The following is a 16,604-nucleotide window of genomic DNA, read 5'->3' as shown; positions in this document are numbered from 1 at the left end:
CCGGTGTGCCGTGTTGATGGAGGCGCATTATAGGGAACGGTTCGGATAGCGCAAGTACAAAGTGAGACTTTTTTTCTGTTCGTCTGAAATTTGCACAAAAGCGCCGTTTTTACCCCTTTTTAATACGATCCGGCAGCTCTGCCAGACTGTTTAATACCCAATCTGCTGCAGCTTCCCCCTCGGCCGTCACCGGTTTCCCACTGCGCACCAGTACTTTTGTGCCGACACCGGCGGCCTGCCCTGCCAGCATATCTTCCAGCTTGTCGCCGACCATATAGGAAGCCGCCATATCAATGTTCAGCTCTTCCTGTGCCATCAACAGCATGCCCGGCTGAGGTTTACGGCAGTCACACGCCTGGCGGAACTCTTCTACTGTTGCGTCGGGATGATGAGGACAAAAATAGATGCCGTCGAGATCCACGTCGCGATCGGCCAGTGACCAGTCCATCCATTCGGTCAGCTGCATAAAGGTATCTTCGGTAAACATACCGCGGGCGATGCCAGACTGGTTGGTAACCACCACCAGCGCAAAGCCCATTGCTTTAAGCTGCTGCAACGCTTCAATCGTACCTTCAATAAACTGAAAGTTATCGATCTCATGGACATAGCCATTGTCGACATTAAGGGTGCCATCACGATCAAGAAAAATAGCGGGGACTTTATTCGCCACGTAGAAACTCCTGCTGTAGATATTGCCGATCAGTATCGCATGATTGCGATAAAAGGGAGAATGTCAGATTGTATCACTTCGATTGATTTAGACGTCTGGATGCCTTAACATCCGTTCAGCTTTATCCTGGATAAAAGCGACGAGGTTTCCCACACCACGGACCACGCAACACGATAATAAATAACACAATGATTAAACTAGAAAATATCACCAAGGTCTTCCAGCAGGGCACGCGAACGATAGCGGCGTTAAATGACGTCAGCCTGCATGTGCCTGCAGGACAAATTTATGGCGTCATCGGGGCTTCCGGTGCCGGCAAAAGTACGCTGATTCGTTGCGTCAATCTGCTGGAGCGTCCGACCTCGGGCCGCGTACTGGTTGACGGTACCGATCTGACAGCGCTGAATGAGCGTCAGCTCACCCAGGCGCGTCGTCAGATTGGCATGATCTTCCAGCACTTCAACCTGATGAACTCCCGTACCGTTGCGGGTAACGTGTCTCTGCCCCTGGAACTCGGCAATCTCTCACGCGCGCAGATCAATGCCCGCGTCGCTGAGCTACTGGAACTGGTGGGATTATCAGATAAGCATGATGCCTGGCCCGCTAACCTGTCGGGCGGACAGAAGCAGCGTGTCGCCATTGCCCGTGCGCTGGCAAGCAACCCTAAAGTTCTGCTGTGTGATGAAGCCACCAGCGCACTGGACCCGGCAACCACCCGTTCTATCCTTGAGCTATTGAAAGACATTAACCGTCGTCTGGGGCTGACCATTCTGCTGATCACCCATGAGATGGATGTGGTGAAACGCATCTGCGATCAGGTTGCCGTCATCAGCCAGGGTGAGCTGATTGAGAAAGATAGCGTCAGCGAGGTCTTCTCTCATCCTAAAACGCCACTGGCACAGCAGTTTATTCAGTCCACACTGCATCTGGATATCCCGGACGATTATCAGCAGCGTTTATCGGCCACCGCTGCTGAGGGTACCGTACCGTTGCTGCGACTGGAGTTCACTGGCAAATCGGTTGATGCGCCCCTGCTTTCCGAAGCGGCGCGTCGTTACAATGTTAATAACAATATTATCAGTGCCCAGATGGATTATGCCGGTGGCGTGAAGTTCGGCATCATGCTGGCCGAAATGCACGGTACAGCAAGCGATATCAGCGTGGCCATCGCCTGGCTGCAGGAGAATCATGTGAAAGTAGAGGTGTTAGGTTATGTCTGAAGCGATGATCTGGTTGCTGGGACGGGGCGTGTGGGAAACGCTGATGATGACCTTCGTCTCAGGCTTTTTCGGTTTCGTGCTGGGTCTGCCGGTCGGGGTTCTGCTCTATGTCACCCGTCCGGGACAGATTCTGCAGAATCAGGGGCTTTACCGCGTGCTTTCCGCGCTGGTGAATATCTTCCGCTCCATTCCTTTCATTATCTTACTGGTCTGGATGATCCCCTTTACGCGCGTCATTGTGGGCACCTCAATCGGACTGCAGGCGGCCATCGTGCCATTAACCGTCGGTGCCGCGCCCTTTATCGCCCGTATGGTGGAGAATGCCCTGCTGGAACTGCCTACCGGCCTGATTGAAGCGTCACGTGCCATGGGTGCCACGCCGATTCAGATTATCCGTAAAGTCCTGCTGCCCGAAGCGATGCCGGGCCTGGTGAATGCGGCGACCATTACTCTGATTACTCTGGTCGGTTACTCAGCCATGGGTGGCGCAGTCGGTGCCGGTGGTCTGGGCCAGATTGGTTATCAGTATGGTTATATCGGATACAACGCGACCGTGATGAATACAGTATTGGTGTTGTTAGTGATTTTGGTGTATCTCATTCAATTCTGTGGCGACCGCATTGTGCGTGCTGTGTCCCATAAGTAAGCCAGCAATATCACATTATTAAGGAAAGGATATGTCTTTCAGATTCAAGAAAATTGCCGCTGTGGGTGCACTGATTGGCGCGATTGCGCTGGCAGGATGCGATCAAAAAGAGAAAGATCCTAATCATATTAAAGTCGGCGTGATTGTCGGCGCTGAGCAGCAGGTTGCTGAAGCCGCGCAGAAAGTCGCTAAAGATAAGTATGGTCTGGACGTTGAGCTGGTGACCTTCAACGACTATGTCCTGCCGAATGAAGCGCTGAGCAAAGGCGACATCGACGTCAACGCCTTCCAGCATAAGCCTTATCTGGATCAGCAGATCAAGGATCGTGGCTACAAGCTGGTGTCCGTGGGTAACTCCTTCGTTTACCCTATCGCGGGCTACTCGAAGAAGATCAAATCCCTGGACGAGCTGCAGGATGGCGCACAGATCGCCATTCCCAACGATCCGACCAACCTGGGCCGCACCCTGCTGCTGCTGCAGAAAGTGGGTCTGATCAAACTGAAAGAGGGTACTGGCCTGCTGCCGACCGTGCTCGACATCACCGAGAATCCAAAGCATCTGAAAATTGTTGAGCTGGAAGCGCCTCAGCTGCCACGCTCACTGGATGACCAGCAAATCGCGCTGGCGGTGATCAACACCACTTACGCCAGCCAGATCGGCCTGACGCCTGCCAAAGATGGTATCTTCGTTGAAGATAAAGATTCACCTTACGTGAACCTGATCGTGGCGCGCGAAGATAACAAAGATGCGGAAAACGTGAAGAAATTCGTTCAGGCTTATCAGTCTGACGAAGTCAACGAAGCCGCTAACAAAGTCTTCAACGGCGGCGCCGTGAAAGGCTGGTAATTCAGCGATTCATCTCCCTGAGGGCGGCACTGTGCCGCCCTTTCTGTTACTGGCGCCCCTGCCCGACTTGTTATTTATTCTTGTCCTTGTTTCAATAACGCCACTTTTTGAAACCTGAGGATGTTGCCATGCGTTTTTTACCGCTCTGCTTGTTAGCATTGATGCTGACAGGGTGCGTTCATGAGTATCACCCGATAAGCAGCGCACCGTCCCGGCCGCAGCAGTCCAGTGAACCGGCCCGCAAACCTGCGGCACGTCCGGCCCCGGTTAAGCTCTATACCGACGCCGCCGATCTGGTCAGCAAACCCTTCCGCGATCTCGGTGAAGTCTCCGCTGAAGATTGCCAGCTCAGCAACCAGAACTCGCCAGCTAATATCGCCACTGCCCGTAAACGCCTGCAGATCAAAGCATCACAGATGAAAGCGAATGCGGTGCTGCTCCATAAATGTGAAATCGTGACCGGCACGCCAGGCTGCTATCGTCAGGCGGTATGTCAGGGGTCTGCACTTAAAGTCAGCAATCAATGAGTGAATTTGCCTTCGCGCAAGTCGGGGTGATCCGTTCCCCCTGGAAGGAGAAGTTTGCCGTTCCGCGTCAGCCCGGCCTGGTGCAGGATGGCGTTGGCGAACTCCATCTGCAGGCGCCCTACAATCAGCCGGAGGCGGTGCGCGGACTGGAAGATTTCAGCCATCTCTGGCTGCTGTTTGTCTTCCATCAGACGATGGCGGGAGGCTGGCGCCCGACCGTTCGCCCTCCCCGGCTGGGCGGCAATGTGCGTATGGGGGTATTTGCCACCCGTTCAACGTTCCGTCCCAATCCCATTGGCATGTCGCTGGTCGAGCTGAGGGGCATCAGAACGGAAAAACAGCAGGTGATCCTGCAGCTGGGCAGTCTGGATCTGGTCGATGGCACGCCAGTGGTGGATATCAAGCCCTATCTGCCCTTTGCCGAAGCCGTGCCCGATGCTCGTTCAGGTTTTGCCCCGACTGCCCCGGCGGCGGATATGCCGGTTCGCTTTTCAGCACTGGCGCAGCAGCAGCTTCAGCAGCAGTCGCGCTATCCCCATCTGGCCCGTTTTATCCATGAGGTGCTGGCCCAGGATCCCCGTCCCGCTTATCGCAAGGGCGAAACACTGGATCGCGAATACGCAGCCTGGCTGATGGATTTCAATGTCCGCTGGCGTGTTGATGACGCCGGTACGGAAGTGATCGCTATCGACCCGCGTTAAAACCCGCTTTTGAGCCAGTGATCTCGCTGGTACACTAGCCGCCAGCAAAATTCGTCTGTGACTTTCCGATTAACTGGAACCGTAATCAATGCGCACTACTCAATATCTGCTCTCTACTCAGAAAGAGACGCCTTCCGACGCTGAAGTGATTAGCCACCAGCTGATGCTGCGCGCCGGTATGATCCGCAAACTGGCTTCCGGCCTCTACACCTGGTTACCGACCGGGGTTCGCGTGCTGAAAAAAGTTGAAAACATCGTTCGCGAAGAGATGAACAACGCGGGCGCGGTTGAGATTTTAATGCCGGTTGTACAGCCCGCCGACCTGTGGCAGGAAAGCGGTCGCTGGGAGGAGTATGGCCCGGAACTGCTGCGTATTGCGGATCGCCATGAGCGTCCGTTCGTGCTGGGCCCGACGCATGAAGAGGTGGTCACTGACCTGATCCGCAATGAGCTGAGCTCCTATAAGCAGTTGCCACTCAATCTGTATCAGATTCAGACTAAGTTCCGTGACGAAGTACGTCCGCGTTTCGGTGTAATGCGCTCACGCGAATTCACTATGAAAGACGCCTACTCCTTCCACGTTTCGCAGGAATCGCTGCAGGAAACTTACGATGCGATGTATCGCGCTTACAGCCAGATCTTCAGCCGTATGGGGCTGGATTTCCGCGCCGTCCAGGCCGACACCGGTTCAATCGGCGGCAGTGCTTCGCATGAGTTTCAGGTTCTGGCCCAGAGCGGTGAAGACGATGTCATCTTCTCTACCGAGTCGGATTACGCTGCCAATATTGAGCTGGCCGAGGCGGTTGAACCGGCCGGTGAACGTGCAGCGCCTTCGCAGACAATGCAGCTGATTGAGACACCAGACGCAAAAACCATTGCAGAACTGGTTGAGCAGTTCAGTGTGCCAGTGGAAAAAACCGTGAAGACGCTGATTGTGAAAGGCGCCGAAGAGAGCGGTCATGCGCTGGTTGCCCTGCTGGTCCGCGGCGATCATCAGCTTAACGAAATCAAAGCGGAGAAGTCGACTATCGTCGCGTCACCGCTGGTGTTCGCCACGGAAGAGGAGATCCGCGCCGCCGTAGGTGCCGGACCGGGTTCTATCGGCCCTGTAGGCCTGCAGATGCCGATCATCGCTGACCGTACCGTCGCGAAGATGAGTGACTTCAGCGCCGGTGCTAACGTCGATGGTAAGCACTACTTTGGCATTAACTGGGAGCGCGATCTGCCGCTGGCCAGCGTGGCCGATATCCGTAACGTGGTTGAAGGCGATTTGAGCCCGGATGGCAAAGGTACGCTGCAGATCAAACGCGGCATCGAAGTGGGTCACATTTTCCAGCTCGGTACCAAATATTCTGACGCGCTGAAAGCCTCTGTGCAGGGCGAAGATGGCCGTAACCAGGTAATGAGCATGGGCTGCTACGGTATCGGCATCACCCGCGTGGTGGCGGCTGCGATTGAGCAGAACCACGACGAGCGCGGCATCATCTGGCCAGATGCGCTGGCACCTTTCGAAGTCGCCATTCTGCCGATGAATATGCAGAAATCGTTCCGCGTGAAAGAGCTGGCGGAAGAGCTGTATGCCACTCTGCGCGCTAAAGGTGTTGAGGTGATTCTGGATGACCGTAAAGAGCGTCCGGGCGTGATGTTCGCAGATATGGAACTGATCGGTGTGCCGCACACCATCGTCATTGGCGATCGCAATCTCGACAACCAGGAGATTGAATATAAATCCCGGCGTGGCGGCGACAAGCAGATGATCAAGCAGGATGAAATCGTGGCGTTCCTGCTGAAAGCGCTGAATAAGTAAGACGCCAGTGTTACTCAGAGGCCCCGCTTGCGGGGCCTTTTACTATAGGGCACTGACCTGACCGCCATGAGTCATTCTGCGACGTGGCGATCTGCCTCCGTTCCCTCAGCCGTCGTGTGCGCTTCGCCACGACTGTTATCAGCATCGCCCCATCTGCGGACCGTTTTTTATTGTACTTTGCCGCGCATCGCTTTCGTTGTGCTGCGACGCGCTTTGCCTTCCAGACGCCGCTCTTTCGACGCGCGGGTTGGCCGCGTGGCGCGACGCGCTTTTTCGACCGTACTCAGTTCGCGGATCAGATTCACCAGGCGCTGCAGCGCCGCTTCGCGATTCATCTCCTGACTGCGATACTCCTGCGCCTTGATCACCACCACCCCCTCACCGGTAATCAGATGATGGCTGGCGGAGAGCAGCCGCTCTTTATAGAAGGCGGGCAGCGAAGAGGCAGCAATGTCAAAACGCAGATGGATAGCCGTGCTGGCTTTATTAACATGTTGTCCACCCGCGCCCTGAGCGCGTATCGCCGTCAGCTCAATCTCACTGTCCGGGATCTCAACCAGACGGGACAGCATTACCATCACTCCCCTCCCCACTGCTTCATAACATTGACCTCTGATAACCTGTTCATCAACTTAACCTTTTGTGCTTCCACGCTCTCCACATGAACCCGCGGAATCTGTCACTTTAGCAGTGATTCGCATACGCTTCCTGCTTTACACGGGCTGATTTCCTCCGAATGGCTATGGTATAGTCGCCAGTTAACCAGGGTATTAACACTCTGATGAGGAGGGCCATGTGCACAATTATTGTGAGTTAGTTCGCCGGAAATATGCCGAAATCGGCAGCGGGGATTTAGGTTACATACCGGATGCGATTGGCTGCGCATTGAAGGCGCTTAATGATATTGCCGCAAATAGTGAGCTAAACTCTTCTGTCAGGGAACAGGCGGCCTGGGCCGCTGCTAACTTATTGGTGAGCGACTATGTTGATAAATGAAGCGTACCAACCCATCAATTGCGATGATTACGATAACCTGGAACTCGCCTGTCAGAACCACTGGATGCTGTCGCTGGAAATGAAAGATGGTGAGCAGCTCAGGGCGAAGGCCAGAGAGATCTTTTCACGCAAAAACGTCGAATATCTCTCTATCGATCTGGCCAGTGAACATCGCGACTTACGTCTTGATCATATCGCCAGCTTCACCCACCCCGAGCTGGGAACGGTGGTTGTCAGCGCAGAGTAATTCACGTTATCCGGGCGGGACTTCCCCGCCCTGTCACACTCAGGGCTGCAACGAACTGTAATACGCCGCCAGATCTGCCATGTCGCTGTCGCTTAATCCCGCCACAAATGCTTTCATCACCTCGGCCTGACCGCCACTGCGTTCGCCCTTTTTGTAAGCCTGCAGAGCCAGTTCCAGATACGCAGCATTCTGCCCGGCCAGATTCGGATAGATCGGTGCCGCAGCTTTTCCTTGTGCGCCATGACAGGCCAGACAACTGCCTGCTTTCTCTGCGCCACGCTGAGCCTCACCCGTCGCCCACACCGGTAAAGCAGTCGCGACCAGGCAGACAACAAACCACTGTTTCATCATTACTCTCCTGAACCGGATGTCCGATCCCACACGACCTGCCAGCCCGGTGCATCGACGGCGGCGCCATCCCGGGTGATAAAGAGGTCTGGCGAGGAGACCAGCGTCTGGTTGTAAAAAATTAACGGCAGCCGTTCCCGCTGCCACGGCGGTATCTGTAACGCCTGCCACACCTTTTTGATCTCCCTGCCGCCATTGCGTCCTGCCAGATGGACGCGGCCCTGAGCATGAAACCGTACGCTGACCTGCTCATCCGGACGCGGATAGCGCAACTGGCACGCTGCCCGACTGGCGTGCAGCGTGCCGAGGTGCTGCGGTAACGTCAGCGGCTGGCTGAGATCGGCCCATGCCAGCACGCGGTCGCGCAGTGAATCCTGCAACGGCAGCCAGTAGAGTTGCTGTCGGTAACGCCGCACTTCAGCCTCACCCAGTCGCAACCGCGGCTGCGCATCTTCCCGGCTCGCCATCACTTCCTGCCGGAGACGTTTCAGCGCATCGCGGGACGGCATTACCCCACCCTGCCCGGCGATCCAGCGGCGTAATAACGCATTCGCCCGCGGCTCACTCATGCGCAGCAGCGGCGTAAAACAGAGGCTGCCGTCTGGCTGGATCAGCCCGGAAAGCGCGTCGGCCAGCAGCTCATCCAGTAACTGCTCCTGCTCGCTGCACAACGCCGCACTTCGGGCAGTCGCCTCAGCAAAATGCGGCCAGCGCTGATGGAGTTCAGGCAGCAGTTGCTGCCGCAGGAAGTTACGGTCGTAGCGGAGATCCTGATTGCTCTCATCCTCAATCCAGCGCAGCTGATGCCGGTCGGCGTAGGCTTCGAGCGCCTGTCGCGACTGATTGAGCAGCGGACGGACCAGCAGATGAGCACCCAGCGTGCGCACCGCGGGCATCGCCGCCAGTCCGGCAGGCCCGCTGCCACGCTTCAGCGCCAGCAGAAAAGTTTCGCACTGGTCATTAAGATGCTGCGCGGTGAGTAACATCTCGCCCGGCCGCAGGGCCGCACTCAGCGCCTCATAACGTGCTGTGCGGGCCGCCGCTTCAATGCCGCTGTCGCGTCCATCCACACTGACGCGCAGCACCTCACACGGCAGTTGCCACTCTGCACAGCGCGCCTGACAGTGTGCCGCCCAGCGATCGGCATTCGGGCTTAACCCATGATGCACATGCAGTGCCCGCAGAGATGACTGAGGATGCTGCTGCTGCCAGGCAAGAAGCTGGTGCAGCAGCACGGTGGAGTCGAGTCCACCGCTGAATGCCACCACCAGCGCGGCATCGGATGGCAACAGGACATCAAAAGCGGGAGCAGGCATGCGAGAATCCGGTCGATCGGGCCACCGGATGTGGCCCGCTGAGCGCGCTATTTTACGCCTGATAAAGCTCCAGCGGCAAACCGTCCGGATCGGCGAAGAAGGTGCACGCTTTACCCGTCAGTTCGTCGATGCGGACCGGCTCGCAGATCACCCCTTTGTCGGCCAGGGCCGCCACGGCAGCGGCAACATCCGGCACGGTAAAGGCCAGGTGCCGCAGCCCGCACGCCTCAGGATGCGAGACGCGGGCCGGTGGTTCGGGAAACGAGAACAGCTCAATGGTATAGCGACCCTGCAGGGCCAGATCGCCCTTCCAGGAGTCGCGCGCCTCGCGGTAATATTCGCCCATCAGACGAAAACCCAGCACGTCACAATAGAAGGCTTTGCTGCGTGCGTAGTCGGAGGCGATGATGGCGATATGGTGAATCGCGTTTAACTGCAACATGGTTACTGTCCTGATTCGGGCAGGCGATCCGCAGATCCCCTGCTACTGAGCGTCAGCTGACGGTTAGTCAGCGGTGTTTTTCAGCACACGGACGCGATACTCACCCTCTTCCGTCAGGGTCGCGCCGTGAATATCGGTTTCAAAGCCCGGATAGTGCCGGCCGATACTGCACAGCATCAGCAGGAAATCGAGCACTACCCGGCTTTTTTCGGTGATCATCTCTCCCGGCATCACCAGCGGCACGCCTGGCGGATAAGGCAGAATCATATTGGCCGACACCCGGCCCACCAGCTCGCTGAGATCCACCGTTTCGACATTGCCTCTGACCTGCTGCTGGAAGGCCTGGTGAGGCGTCATCTTCATCTCGGGCAGCACATCAAACGCCTGCAGCATCAGCCGTGGCAGATCGTGATGCCGGATCAGCTGATGGATCCCCTGCGCCAGCGTCTGAATCCGCATGTTGCGATAGAAGTCGGGATCTTCCGCGTAGAGATCCGGCAGCATGTTTTTGACCCGCAGATTGAGATCGTAGGCGCGCTTAAACTCAGTCAGGCCACGCAGCACGCTCATCGCTTTGGTTTTATCGATGCCGATGCTGAACAGGAACAGCAGGTTATAGGGGCCGGTTTTCTCTACCACGATACCGCGCTCGTCGAGGAACTTCGCTACCAGCGCCGCCGGAATCCCCTCTTCCGCCATCTCACCCAGTTCGCTCATGCCCGGCGTCAGGATCGTTACCTTAATGGGATCGAGGTACAGATGATCGCGATCGGCATGTGTGAAGCCGTGCCACGCCTCATCTCCCGGCTGGATCGGCCAGCACTGTGCTTCATCGATCTCTTCCGGCTGCCAGATATCGAAGAACCAGCTATCGGACTCTTCGCGCAGGCGCTGGATCTCTCGACGGAAGTGCAGCGCCCGCTCGACCGAACGATTGATCAGTCGCTTACCGGGATTACCCCGCAGCATTGCGGCGGCCGTTTCAATCGACGAGACAATCGCGTAATTCGGCGAGGTGGTGGTGTGCATCATATAGGCTTCGTTAAAGGTCTGTTCGTCGTAGTCGCCTTTAATATGAATCAGTGAAGCCTGCGAAAACGCAGCCAGCAGTTTATGGGTCGACTGCGTTTCATAGACCACCTTGCCCGGAATACGCTCGCCGCTCATACCGCTTTTACCGGCATAGATCGGGTGAAAATTGGTGTACGGCACCCAGGCCGAATCAAAATGAATCGACGGCACATCGAGCGTCTCTTTGATGTACTGCGTGTTATAGAGCAGCCCATCATAGGTCGAGTTGGTGATCACCGCATGCACCGGCCAGCTGGCGCGGTCAATAGCCGCCACTTTTTCTGCAATGCTGTCGCGGGTGAACTCCTGTTTCGGAATGCCACCCAGGATCCCCAGCGCATTGCGGGTCGGCTTCAGCCAGACAGGGATCAGATCGCTCATCATCAGCAGATGAGTCAGCGACTTATGGCAGTTACGGTCGATCAGCACCGTGCTGCCGGCAGAGGCGGCATACATCCCGACGATCTTATTCGACGTGGAGGTGCCGTTGGTCACCATATAGCTCTGCTCGGCGCCAAAGGTGCGAGCGATATACTCTTCGGCTTCCAGATGCGGGCCAGTGTGATCCAGCAGCGACCCCAGCTCGGTGACGGAAATGGAGATATCCGACTTCAGGGTATTCGCCCCGAAGAAATCGTAGAACAGACAGCCAACAGGGCTCTTCTGAAAGGCCGTGCCCGCCATGTGCCCCGGCGTGCAGAAGGTATACTTTCCCTCCTTCACATAGGTGAACAGCGCCCGGGTCAGCGGTGGCGTGATGTGCTCAATATAATCATCCGTATACTGCCGGATATGCAGCGCGATATCGTCGGCGGCATTCAGCGCATACTCGAAGAAGTGCAGTGGCATGCGGATCTCATTGATACTGATGTCCATCTGCGAGTGGGTGTTGATAAATGCATAGAGTGGCAGGTATTCGTTGAGCTGATTGATCTCGCCGCACAGTTCCGGACTGTTGTGCGCATCCCAGTCGAAGATGACGCCACTGATGCGCGGATTGTGCTCGATCAGTTTTAGCAGGTCATCACTGTTCCTGGGGTAAAGCAGCTGGAAGCCTTGCAGATTTAACGCCGCGTCGAGTTCGCGTAACGGTTCATCTTTATAAAACACGCCGTGCGCGCCCATGATCGCCAGAATATTCAAAGCCCTCTCCCTGATTGTGATGGAACCGATCAAGCATAACCGCTAACCCGCGGAAGGTGTAGCCACGGGGCGATCGGATGGCGCTGAAAAAGGCGGTTCGGGCGTGAAGGTAAACCGGGGGCATAAAAAAAGCGGACCGGAGTCCGCTTTTATAGAGAAGGATGAATCAGGCGTAGCCGTAGCTCATCAGGCGCTGATAACGACGATCCAGCAGCTCTTCTGTGCTGAGTTCGTCGAGCTCGGCCAGATCCGCCAGCAGCTGCTGTTTCAGCGACTGCGCCATATCAACCGGATGACGATGCGCACCACCCAGAGGCTCAGGGATCACTGCGTCAATCAGCTTCAACTCTTTCAGACGGTTAGCGGTGATACCCATCGCTTCTGCGGCCAGCGGGGCTTTATCCGCGCTTTTCCACAGAATGGAGGCACAGCCTTCCGGCGAGATAACGGAATAGGTGCTGTACTGCAGCATATTCACTTTATCGCCCACGCCGATTGCCAGCGCACCACCTGAACCGCCCTCACCGATGACCGTACAGATCACCGGCACTTTCAGGCCAGACATTTCACGCAGGTTGCGGGCAATCGCTTCAGACTGTCCGCGCTCTTCCGCACCCACACCCGGATAGGCGCCTGGGGTGTCGATGAAGGTGATGACCGGCATGTTAAAACGCTCAGCCATCTCCATCAGGCGCAGGGCTTTGCGATAGCCTTCCGGTGCAGGCATACCGAAGTTGCGGCGAATTTTCTCTTTGGTTTCGCGCCCTTTCTGGTGGCCGATGATCATCACCGGACGGCCATCAAGACGCGCAATGCCGCCCACAATCGCTTTGTCATCCGCATAAGCGCGGTCGCCCGCCAGCTCATCGAAATCGTCAAACGCATTGCGAACGTAGTCAAAGGTATAAGGACGCAGAGGATGGCGCGCCAGTTGCGCGATTTGCCATGCGCCTAAATCGGCGAAGATTTTACGGGTCAGCTCAACGCTTTTCTCGCGCAGACGCTGAACTTCTTCATCCAGATTAATGTGTTTATCATCCTGACGACCAATCGACGTCAGCGAATCGATCTTCGCTTCCAGTTCTGCAATTGGCTGTTCAAAATCCAGGTAATTAAGACTCATAATGTTCCTGTTCTAGTCAAACTCCAGTTCCACCTGCTCCGATCCAATCAGCGAGCGCAGATCGTTAAGTAAACGATCGCTGGGCGAAATTCGCCACGCTGCACCAAAGCGCAGCTTCGCTCGCGCGTCGGCTCTCTGATAATAGAGATGTACCGGAATAGTCCCTGATCGATGAGGTTCCAGGGACTGACGGAGTCGGTTTAATAGCTGGTCATCAATTTGCCTGTCCGTCAGCGAGATAGCAAGTCCGCGCGCGTATTTTTCGCGAGCTTCGTCAATGTCCATGACTTCACGGGCGGTCATTTTAAGGCCACCACTGAAGTCATCAAAGCTGACCTGTCCGCTGACGATCAGGATCCGGTCTTTCTCCAGCAGCTGCTGGTATTTATCTAACGCATCGGTAAATAACATCACCTCGAGACGACCGGAACGATCGTCGAGAGTACAGATACCAATTCGGTTGCCGCGTTTGGTCACCATTACCCGCGCCGCGATCACCAGACCGGCCGCCACGGTAATCTTACCCCGATCGGTAGGATGCATATCTTTCAGGCGCACCCCGCCAACGTAACGCTCAATTTCTTTCAGATACTGGTTGATTGGGTGACCGGTAAGATAGAGCCCCAGCGTTTCCCGTTCACCATCCAGCTGCACCTGCTCAGGCCACGGCGTCACGCTGGCGTAGGATTTCTCGATCTGCTCCGGCTCGTCGGCCAGCACGCCAAACATGTCGGCCTGACCGATCGCTTCCGCTTTCGCGTGCTGATCGGCCGCCTTCAATGCGTCGCCGAGTGAGCTCATCAGCGCCGCACGGTGCGGTCCAAGGCGGTCGAAGGCCCCGGACATAATCAGTTTTTCCATCACCCGGCGGTTAATCTTTTTGGTATCGGTGCGGGCGCAGAGATCAAACAGCTCCCGGAAGTAACCGCCTTCATTTCGTGCGTCGATGATCGCTTCGATCGGGCCTTCACCCACGCCTTTAATCGCGCCGATGCCGTAAACGATTTCGCCCGCGTCGTTGACATGGAAAGGATAAAGGCCGGAGTTGATATCGGGCGGCAGGACTTTCAGCCCCATACGCCAGCACTCATCCACCAGCCCCACCACTTTCTCGGTGTTATCCATATCCGCGGTCATCACGGCGGCCATAAATTCGGCCGGATAGTGCGCCTTCAGCCACAATGTCTGATAGGAGACCAGGGCGTAAGCCGCAGAGTGTGACTTGTTAAAGCCGTAGCCTGCAAATTTTTCTACCAGATCGAAGATCTTCATCGACAGCTCGCCGTCGATGCCCATGCTTTCGGCACCGTCGCGGAATACCGATCGCTGCTTGGCCATCTCCTCAGGTTTCTTTTTACCCATGGCGCGACGCAGCATATCCGCGCCACCCAGGGTATACCCGGAGAGCACCTGCGCAATCTGCATCACCTGTTCCTGATAGAGGATGATGCCATAGGTCGGTTCCAGAACCGGTTTCAGGCTTTCATGCTGCCACTGGATATCGGGATAAGAGATTGCTTCCCGGCCATGCTTACGGTCGATGAAGTTATCGACCATGCCGGACTGCAGCGGGCCCGGACGGAACAGCGCCACCAGTGCGATCATATCTTCGAAGCAGTCGGGCTTCAGACGTTTGATCAGATCTTTCATGCCGCGTGATTCAAGCTGGAATACCGCCGTGGTTTCCGAACGCTGCAGCATATCGAAGCTTTTCTTATCGTCCAGCGGGATAGAGGCGATGTCGATCGGCTCCAGCCCCTGCTTTTCCCGGCGCGGGTTAATCATCTTCAGCGCCCAGTCGATAATGGTCAGCGTACGCAGTCCCAGGAAGTCGAACTTCACCAGGCCAGCATATTCCACATCGTTTTTATCGAACTGCGTGACCGGGAACTGGCCGTGCTCATCGCAGTAGAGCGGCGCAAAATCAGTAATCTTTGTAGGTGCGATTACCACGCCGCCCGCATGTTTACCGGCGTTACGCGTCACCCCTTCAAGCTTACGCGCCATGTCAATCAGCGCCTTCACCTCTTCGTCTGCGTCATACATCGCAGGCAGTTGCGGTTCCGCAATAAAGGCTTTTTCCAGCGTCATGCCGGGATCCGGCGGGATCAGTTTTGAGATGCGATCCACAAAGCCGTAGGGGTGTCCCAGCACGCGGCCGACGTCGCGGATGACCGCTTTCGCCGCCATGGTGCCGAAGGTGATAATCTGAGAAACCGCTTCACGTCCGTACATATCGGCGACGTGCTCAATGACCTGGTCGCGCTTCTCCATACAGAAGTCGACGTCGAAATCGGGCATCGACACACGTTCCGGGTTCAGGAAACGTTCGAACAGCAGATCAAATTCCAGCGGATCGATATCGGTGATTTTCAGCGCATAGGCCACCAGTGAACCAGCACCGGAACCACGACCCGGCCCGACCGGAACACCGTTATCCTTCGACCACTGGATAAACTCCATCACGATCAGGAAGTAGCCGGGGAACCCCATCTGGTTGATAACGTTAAGCTCAACCTCCAGACGTTCGTCATATTCAGGCCGTTTTGCCGCTCGCACCTCTTCATCCGGGAACAGAAACACCAGACGCTCTTCCAGCCCCTCGCGGGATTTCACCACCAGATAATCTTCAGTCGTCATGTCGCCGGTCGGGAACTGTGGCAGGAAATACTCGCCCAGCCGGACCGTTACATTACAACGCTTAGCAATCTCTACGCTGTTTTCCAGCGCCTCCGGGATGTCCGAGAAAAGCTCGCACATCTCCGCTTCGCTGCGCATATATTGCTGAGGACTGTAGTTGCGCGGACGCTTGGGATCGTCCAGCGTATAGCCGTCATGGATGGCGACACGGATCTCATGCGCATCAAAATCTTCGGCGTTGATAAAGCAGACTTCGTTGGTGGCGACCACCGGGATGCCTTCGGCAATCGCCAGCTCCACCGCCGCGTGCAGATAGCTCTCTTCGTCTGGACGGCCAGTGCGGATCAGTTCCAGGTAGTAGCGATCGGGAAAGTGCTGCTGATAAAACGCCAGGCACTGAGAAACCAGCGCGCTGTTGCCCCGCAGCAGGCTGCGGCCCACATCGCCACGCCGGCCACCCGACAGCAGAATCAGCCCTTCCTGCAGCTCAATCAGCCAGTCGCGGTCAATGACCGGCCCGTCCACGCCGTAGCCGCGCTGATAGGCGCGGGAGATCAGCAGCGTCAGATTCTGATAGCCGGTATTGTTCGCTGCCAGTACGGTGAGCTGGGTAAGCTCATCCCCCATCAGCTCGCTGGCCACGTTGAAGTCGGCACCGATAACCGGTTTTATCCCTGCGCCGTGTGCGCCACCGTAAAATTTTACCAGGCCACACAGGTTGGTGAAGTCGGTAATGGCGATAGCGGGCATGCCGAGTGCAGCCGCCTTCTTGATCAGCGGCCCGGTTTTCGCCAGGCCATCAACCATCGAATAGTCACTGTGGACACGCAGATGTATAAAACGGGGTTCAGCCATATCAG

At 56.3% G+C, this 16,604-nt stretch carries 16 protein-coding genes; 8 read left to right on the top strand and 8 right to left on the bottom strand.

All coding sequences use genetic code 11. The features are described 5' to 3' along the window. Positions 1–109: 109 nt before the first annotated feature. Entirely contained in the window at positions 110–670 is a 561-nt protein-coding gene (gmhB, locus tag RT657_RS06515) for a D-glycero-beta-D-manno-heptose 1,7-bisphosphate 7-phosphatase (RefSeq protein WP_313653191.1), read from the bottom strand. Positions 671–858: 188 nt separating this feature from the next. On the opposite strand from gmhB, the gene metN reads away from it, so the two are divergent. The 6 genes from metN (at position 859) to proS (ending at position 6,418) form a co-directional block, all read left to right on the top strand. Beyond that, complete coding sequence (metN, locus tag RT657_RS06510; RefSeq protein WP_313653190.1) at positions 859–1,890, top strand: methionine ABC transporter ATP-binding protein MetN; 1,032 nt, start codon at positions 859–861, stop codon at positions 1,888–1,890. Then, a complete protein-coding gene (locus RT657_RS06505; RefSeq protein WP_313653189.1) occupies positions 1,883–2,536 on the top strand; it encodes a methionine ABC transporter permease MetI in 654 nt (217 codons plus the stop codon). Before metN ends, RT657_RS06505 begins: the two co-directional genes overlap by 8 nt. 31 nt (positions 2,537–2,567) lie before the next feature. Next, a complete protein-coding gene (locus RT657_RS06500; protein WP_313653187.1) occupies positions 2,568–3,383 on the top strand; it encodes a MetQ/NlpA family lipoprotein in 816 nt (271 codons plus the stop codon). A 128-nt stretch (positions 3,384–3,511) separates the two neighbouring features. Continuing rightward, positions 3,512–3,910, top strand: coding sequence for an Rcs stress response system protein RcsF (gene rcsF / locus RT657_RS06495; protein WP_313653185.1), 399 nt, complete (start codon positions 3,512–3,514; stop codon positions 3,908–3,910). Continuing rightward, complete coding sequence (gene tsaA / locus RT657_RS06490; protein WP_313653184.1) at positions 3,907–4,611, top strand: tRNA (N6-threonylcarbamoyladenosine(37)-N6)-methyltransferase TrmO; 705 nt, start codon at positions 3,907–3,909, stop codon at positions 4,609–4,611. The genes rcsF and tsaA overlap by 4 nt, the downstream gene beginning before the upstream one ends. 88 nt (positions 4,612–4,699) lie before the next feature. Beyond that, positions 4,700–6,418 (top strand): proline--tRNA ligase, encoded by a 1,719-nt coding sequence (gene proS, locus RT657_RS06485; protein WP_313653183.1) that lies wholly within the window; start codon positions 4,700–4,702, stop codon positions 6,416–6,418. A 167-nt stretch (positions 6,419–6,585) separates the two neighbouring features. On the opposite strand, the gene arfB is transcribed toward proS, so the two are convergent. Further along, a complete protein-coding gene (arfB, locus tag RT657_RS06480; RefSeq protein ID WP_313653182.1) occupies positions 6,586–6,996 on the bottom strand; it encodes an alternative ribosome rescue aminoacyl-tRNA hydrolase ArfB in 411 nt (136 codons plus the stop codon). A 217-nt stretch (positions 6,997–7,213) separates the two neighbouring features. Between arfB and RT657_RS06475 the strand changes: the two genes are divergently transcribed. Further along, positions 7,214–7,414, top strand: coding sequence for a YaeP family protein (locus tag RT657_RS06475; RefSeq protein WP_313653181.1), 201 nt, complete (start codon positions 7,214–7,216; stop codon positions 7,412–7,414). Then, positions 7,401–7,661 (top strand): Rho-binding antiterminator, encoded by a 261-nt coding sequence (rof, locus tag RT657_RS06470; RefSeq protein ID WP_313653180.1) that lies wholly within the window; start codon positions 7,401–7,403, stop codon positions 7,659–7,661. Before RT657_RS06475 ends, rof begins: the two co-directional genes overlap by 14 nt. Before the next feature lie 39 nt (positions 7,662–7,700). Here the strand turns inward: rof and RT657_RS06465 are convergent, their stop codons facing one another. From RT657_RS06465 to dnaE, 6 genes are all read right to left on the bottom strand, one after another. After that, positions 7,701–8,009: a cytochrome c gene (locus RT657_RS06465; protein ID WP_313653219.1), complete on the bottom strand. Its 309-nt coding sequence runs from the start codon at positions 8,007–8,009 to the stop codon at positions 7,701–7,703. 2 nt (positions 8,010–8,011) lie between these two features. Continuing rightward, positions 8,012–9,325, bottom strand: coding sequence for a tRNA lysidine(34) synthetase TilS (gene tilS, locus RT657_RS06460; RefSeq protein WP_313653178.1), 1,314 nt, complete (start codon positions 9,323–9,325; stop codon positions 8,012–8,014). 52 nt (positions 9,326–9,377) lie between these two features. Beyond that, complete coding sequence (locus tag RT657_RS06455; RefSeq protein WP_313653177.1) at positions 9,378–9,767, bottom strand: VOC family protein; 390 nt, start codon at positions 9,765–9,767, stop codon at positions 9,378–9,380. A 63-nt stretch (positions 9,768–9,830) separates the two neighbouring features. Then, on the bottom strand, positions 9,831–11,981 hold the full coding sequence (locus RT657_RS06450; protein WP_313653175.1) for a lysine decarboxylase LdcC: 2,151 nt from the start codon (positions 11,979–11,981) through the stop codon (positions 9,831–9,833). Between the two features lie 166 nt (positions 11,982–12,147). Then, complete coding sequence (accA, locus tag RT657_RS06445; protein ID WP_313653174.1) at positions 12,148–13,104, bottom strand: acetyl-CoA carboxylase carboxyl transferase subunit alpha; 957 nt, start codon at positions 13,102–13,104, stop codon at positions 12,148–12,150. Between the two features lie 12 nt (positions 13,105–13,116). Then, the gene (gene dnaE / locus RT657_RS06440; protein ID WP_313653173.1) at positions 13,117–16,599 is read right to left on the bottom strand and encodes a DNA polymerase III subunit alpha; all 3,483 of its coding nucleotides are present in this window, start codon (positions 16,597–16,599) and stop codon (positions 13,117–13,119) included. Positions 16,600–16,604 lie beyond the last annotated feature (5 nt).

It is taken from the genome of Pantoea sp. (assembly GCF_032114055.1).
Taxonomy (GTDB): Bacteria; Pseudomonadota; Gammaproteobacteria; order Enterobacterales; family Enterobacteriaceae; genus Pantoea.
Note: the sequence above shows the minus strand (reverse complement) of the source record. Positions and strands in the feature narration are given on the sequence as shown.

Excerpts from the sequence above, each read along its gene's own strand:
- metN (WP_313653190.1), top strand. The coding sequence starts at position 859 with ATGATTAAACTAGAAAATATCACCAAGGTCTTCCAGCAGGGCACGCGA.
- RT657_RS06505 (WP_313653189.1), top strand. The coding sequence starts at position 1,883 with ATGTCTGAAGCGATGATCTGGTTGCTGGGACGGGGCGTGTGGGAAACG.
- RT657_RS06500 (WP_313653187.1), top strand. The coding sequence starts at position 2,568 with ATGTCTTTCAGATTCAAGAAAATTGCCGCTGTGGGTGCACTGATTGGC.
- rcsF (WP_313653185.1), top strand. The coding sequence starts at position 3,512 with ATGCGTTTTTTACCGCTCTGCTTGTTAGCATTGATGCTGACAGGGTGC.
- tsaA (WP_313653184.1), top strand. The coding sequence starts at position 3,907 with ATGAGTGAATTTGCCTTCGCGCAAGTCGGGGTGATCCGTTCCCCCTGG.
- proS (WP_313653183.1), top strand. The coding sequence starts at position 4,700 with ATGCGCACTACTCAATATCTGCTCTCTACTCAGAAAGAGACGCCTTCC.
- arfB (WP_313653182.1), bottom strand. The coding sequence starts at position 6,996 with ATGGTAATGCTGTCCCGTCTGGTTGAGATCCCGGACAGTGAGATTGAG.
- rof (WP_313653180.1), top strand. The coding sequence starts at position 7,401 with ATGTTGATAAATGAAGCGTACCAACCCATCAATTGCGATGATTACGAT.
- RT657_RS06465 (WP_313653219.1), bottom strand. The coding sequence starts at position 8,009 with ATGAAACAGTGGTTTGTTGTCTGCCTGGTCGCGACTGCTTTACCGGTG.
- tilS (WP_313653178.1), bottom strand. The coding sequence starts at position 9,325 with ATGCCTGCTCCCGCTTTTGATGTCCTGTTGCCATCCGATGCCGCGCTG.
- RT657_RS06455 (WP_313653177.1), bottom strand. The coding sequence starts at position 9,767 with ATGTTGCAGTTAAACGCGATTCACCATATCGCCATCATCGCCTCCGAC.
- accA (WP_313653174.1), bottom strand. The coding sequence starts at position 13,104 with ATGAGTCTTAATTACCTGGATTTTGAACAGCCAATTGCAGAACTGGAA.
- dnaE (WP_313653173.1), bottom strand. The coding sequence starts at position 16,599 with ATGGCTGAACCCCGTTTTATACATCTGCGTGTCCACAGTGACTATTCG.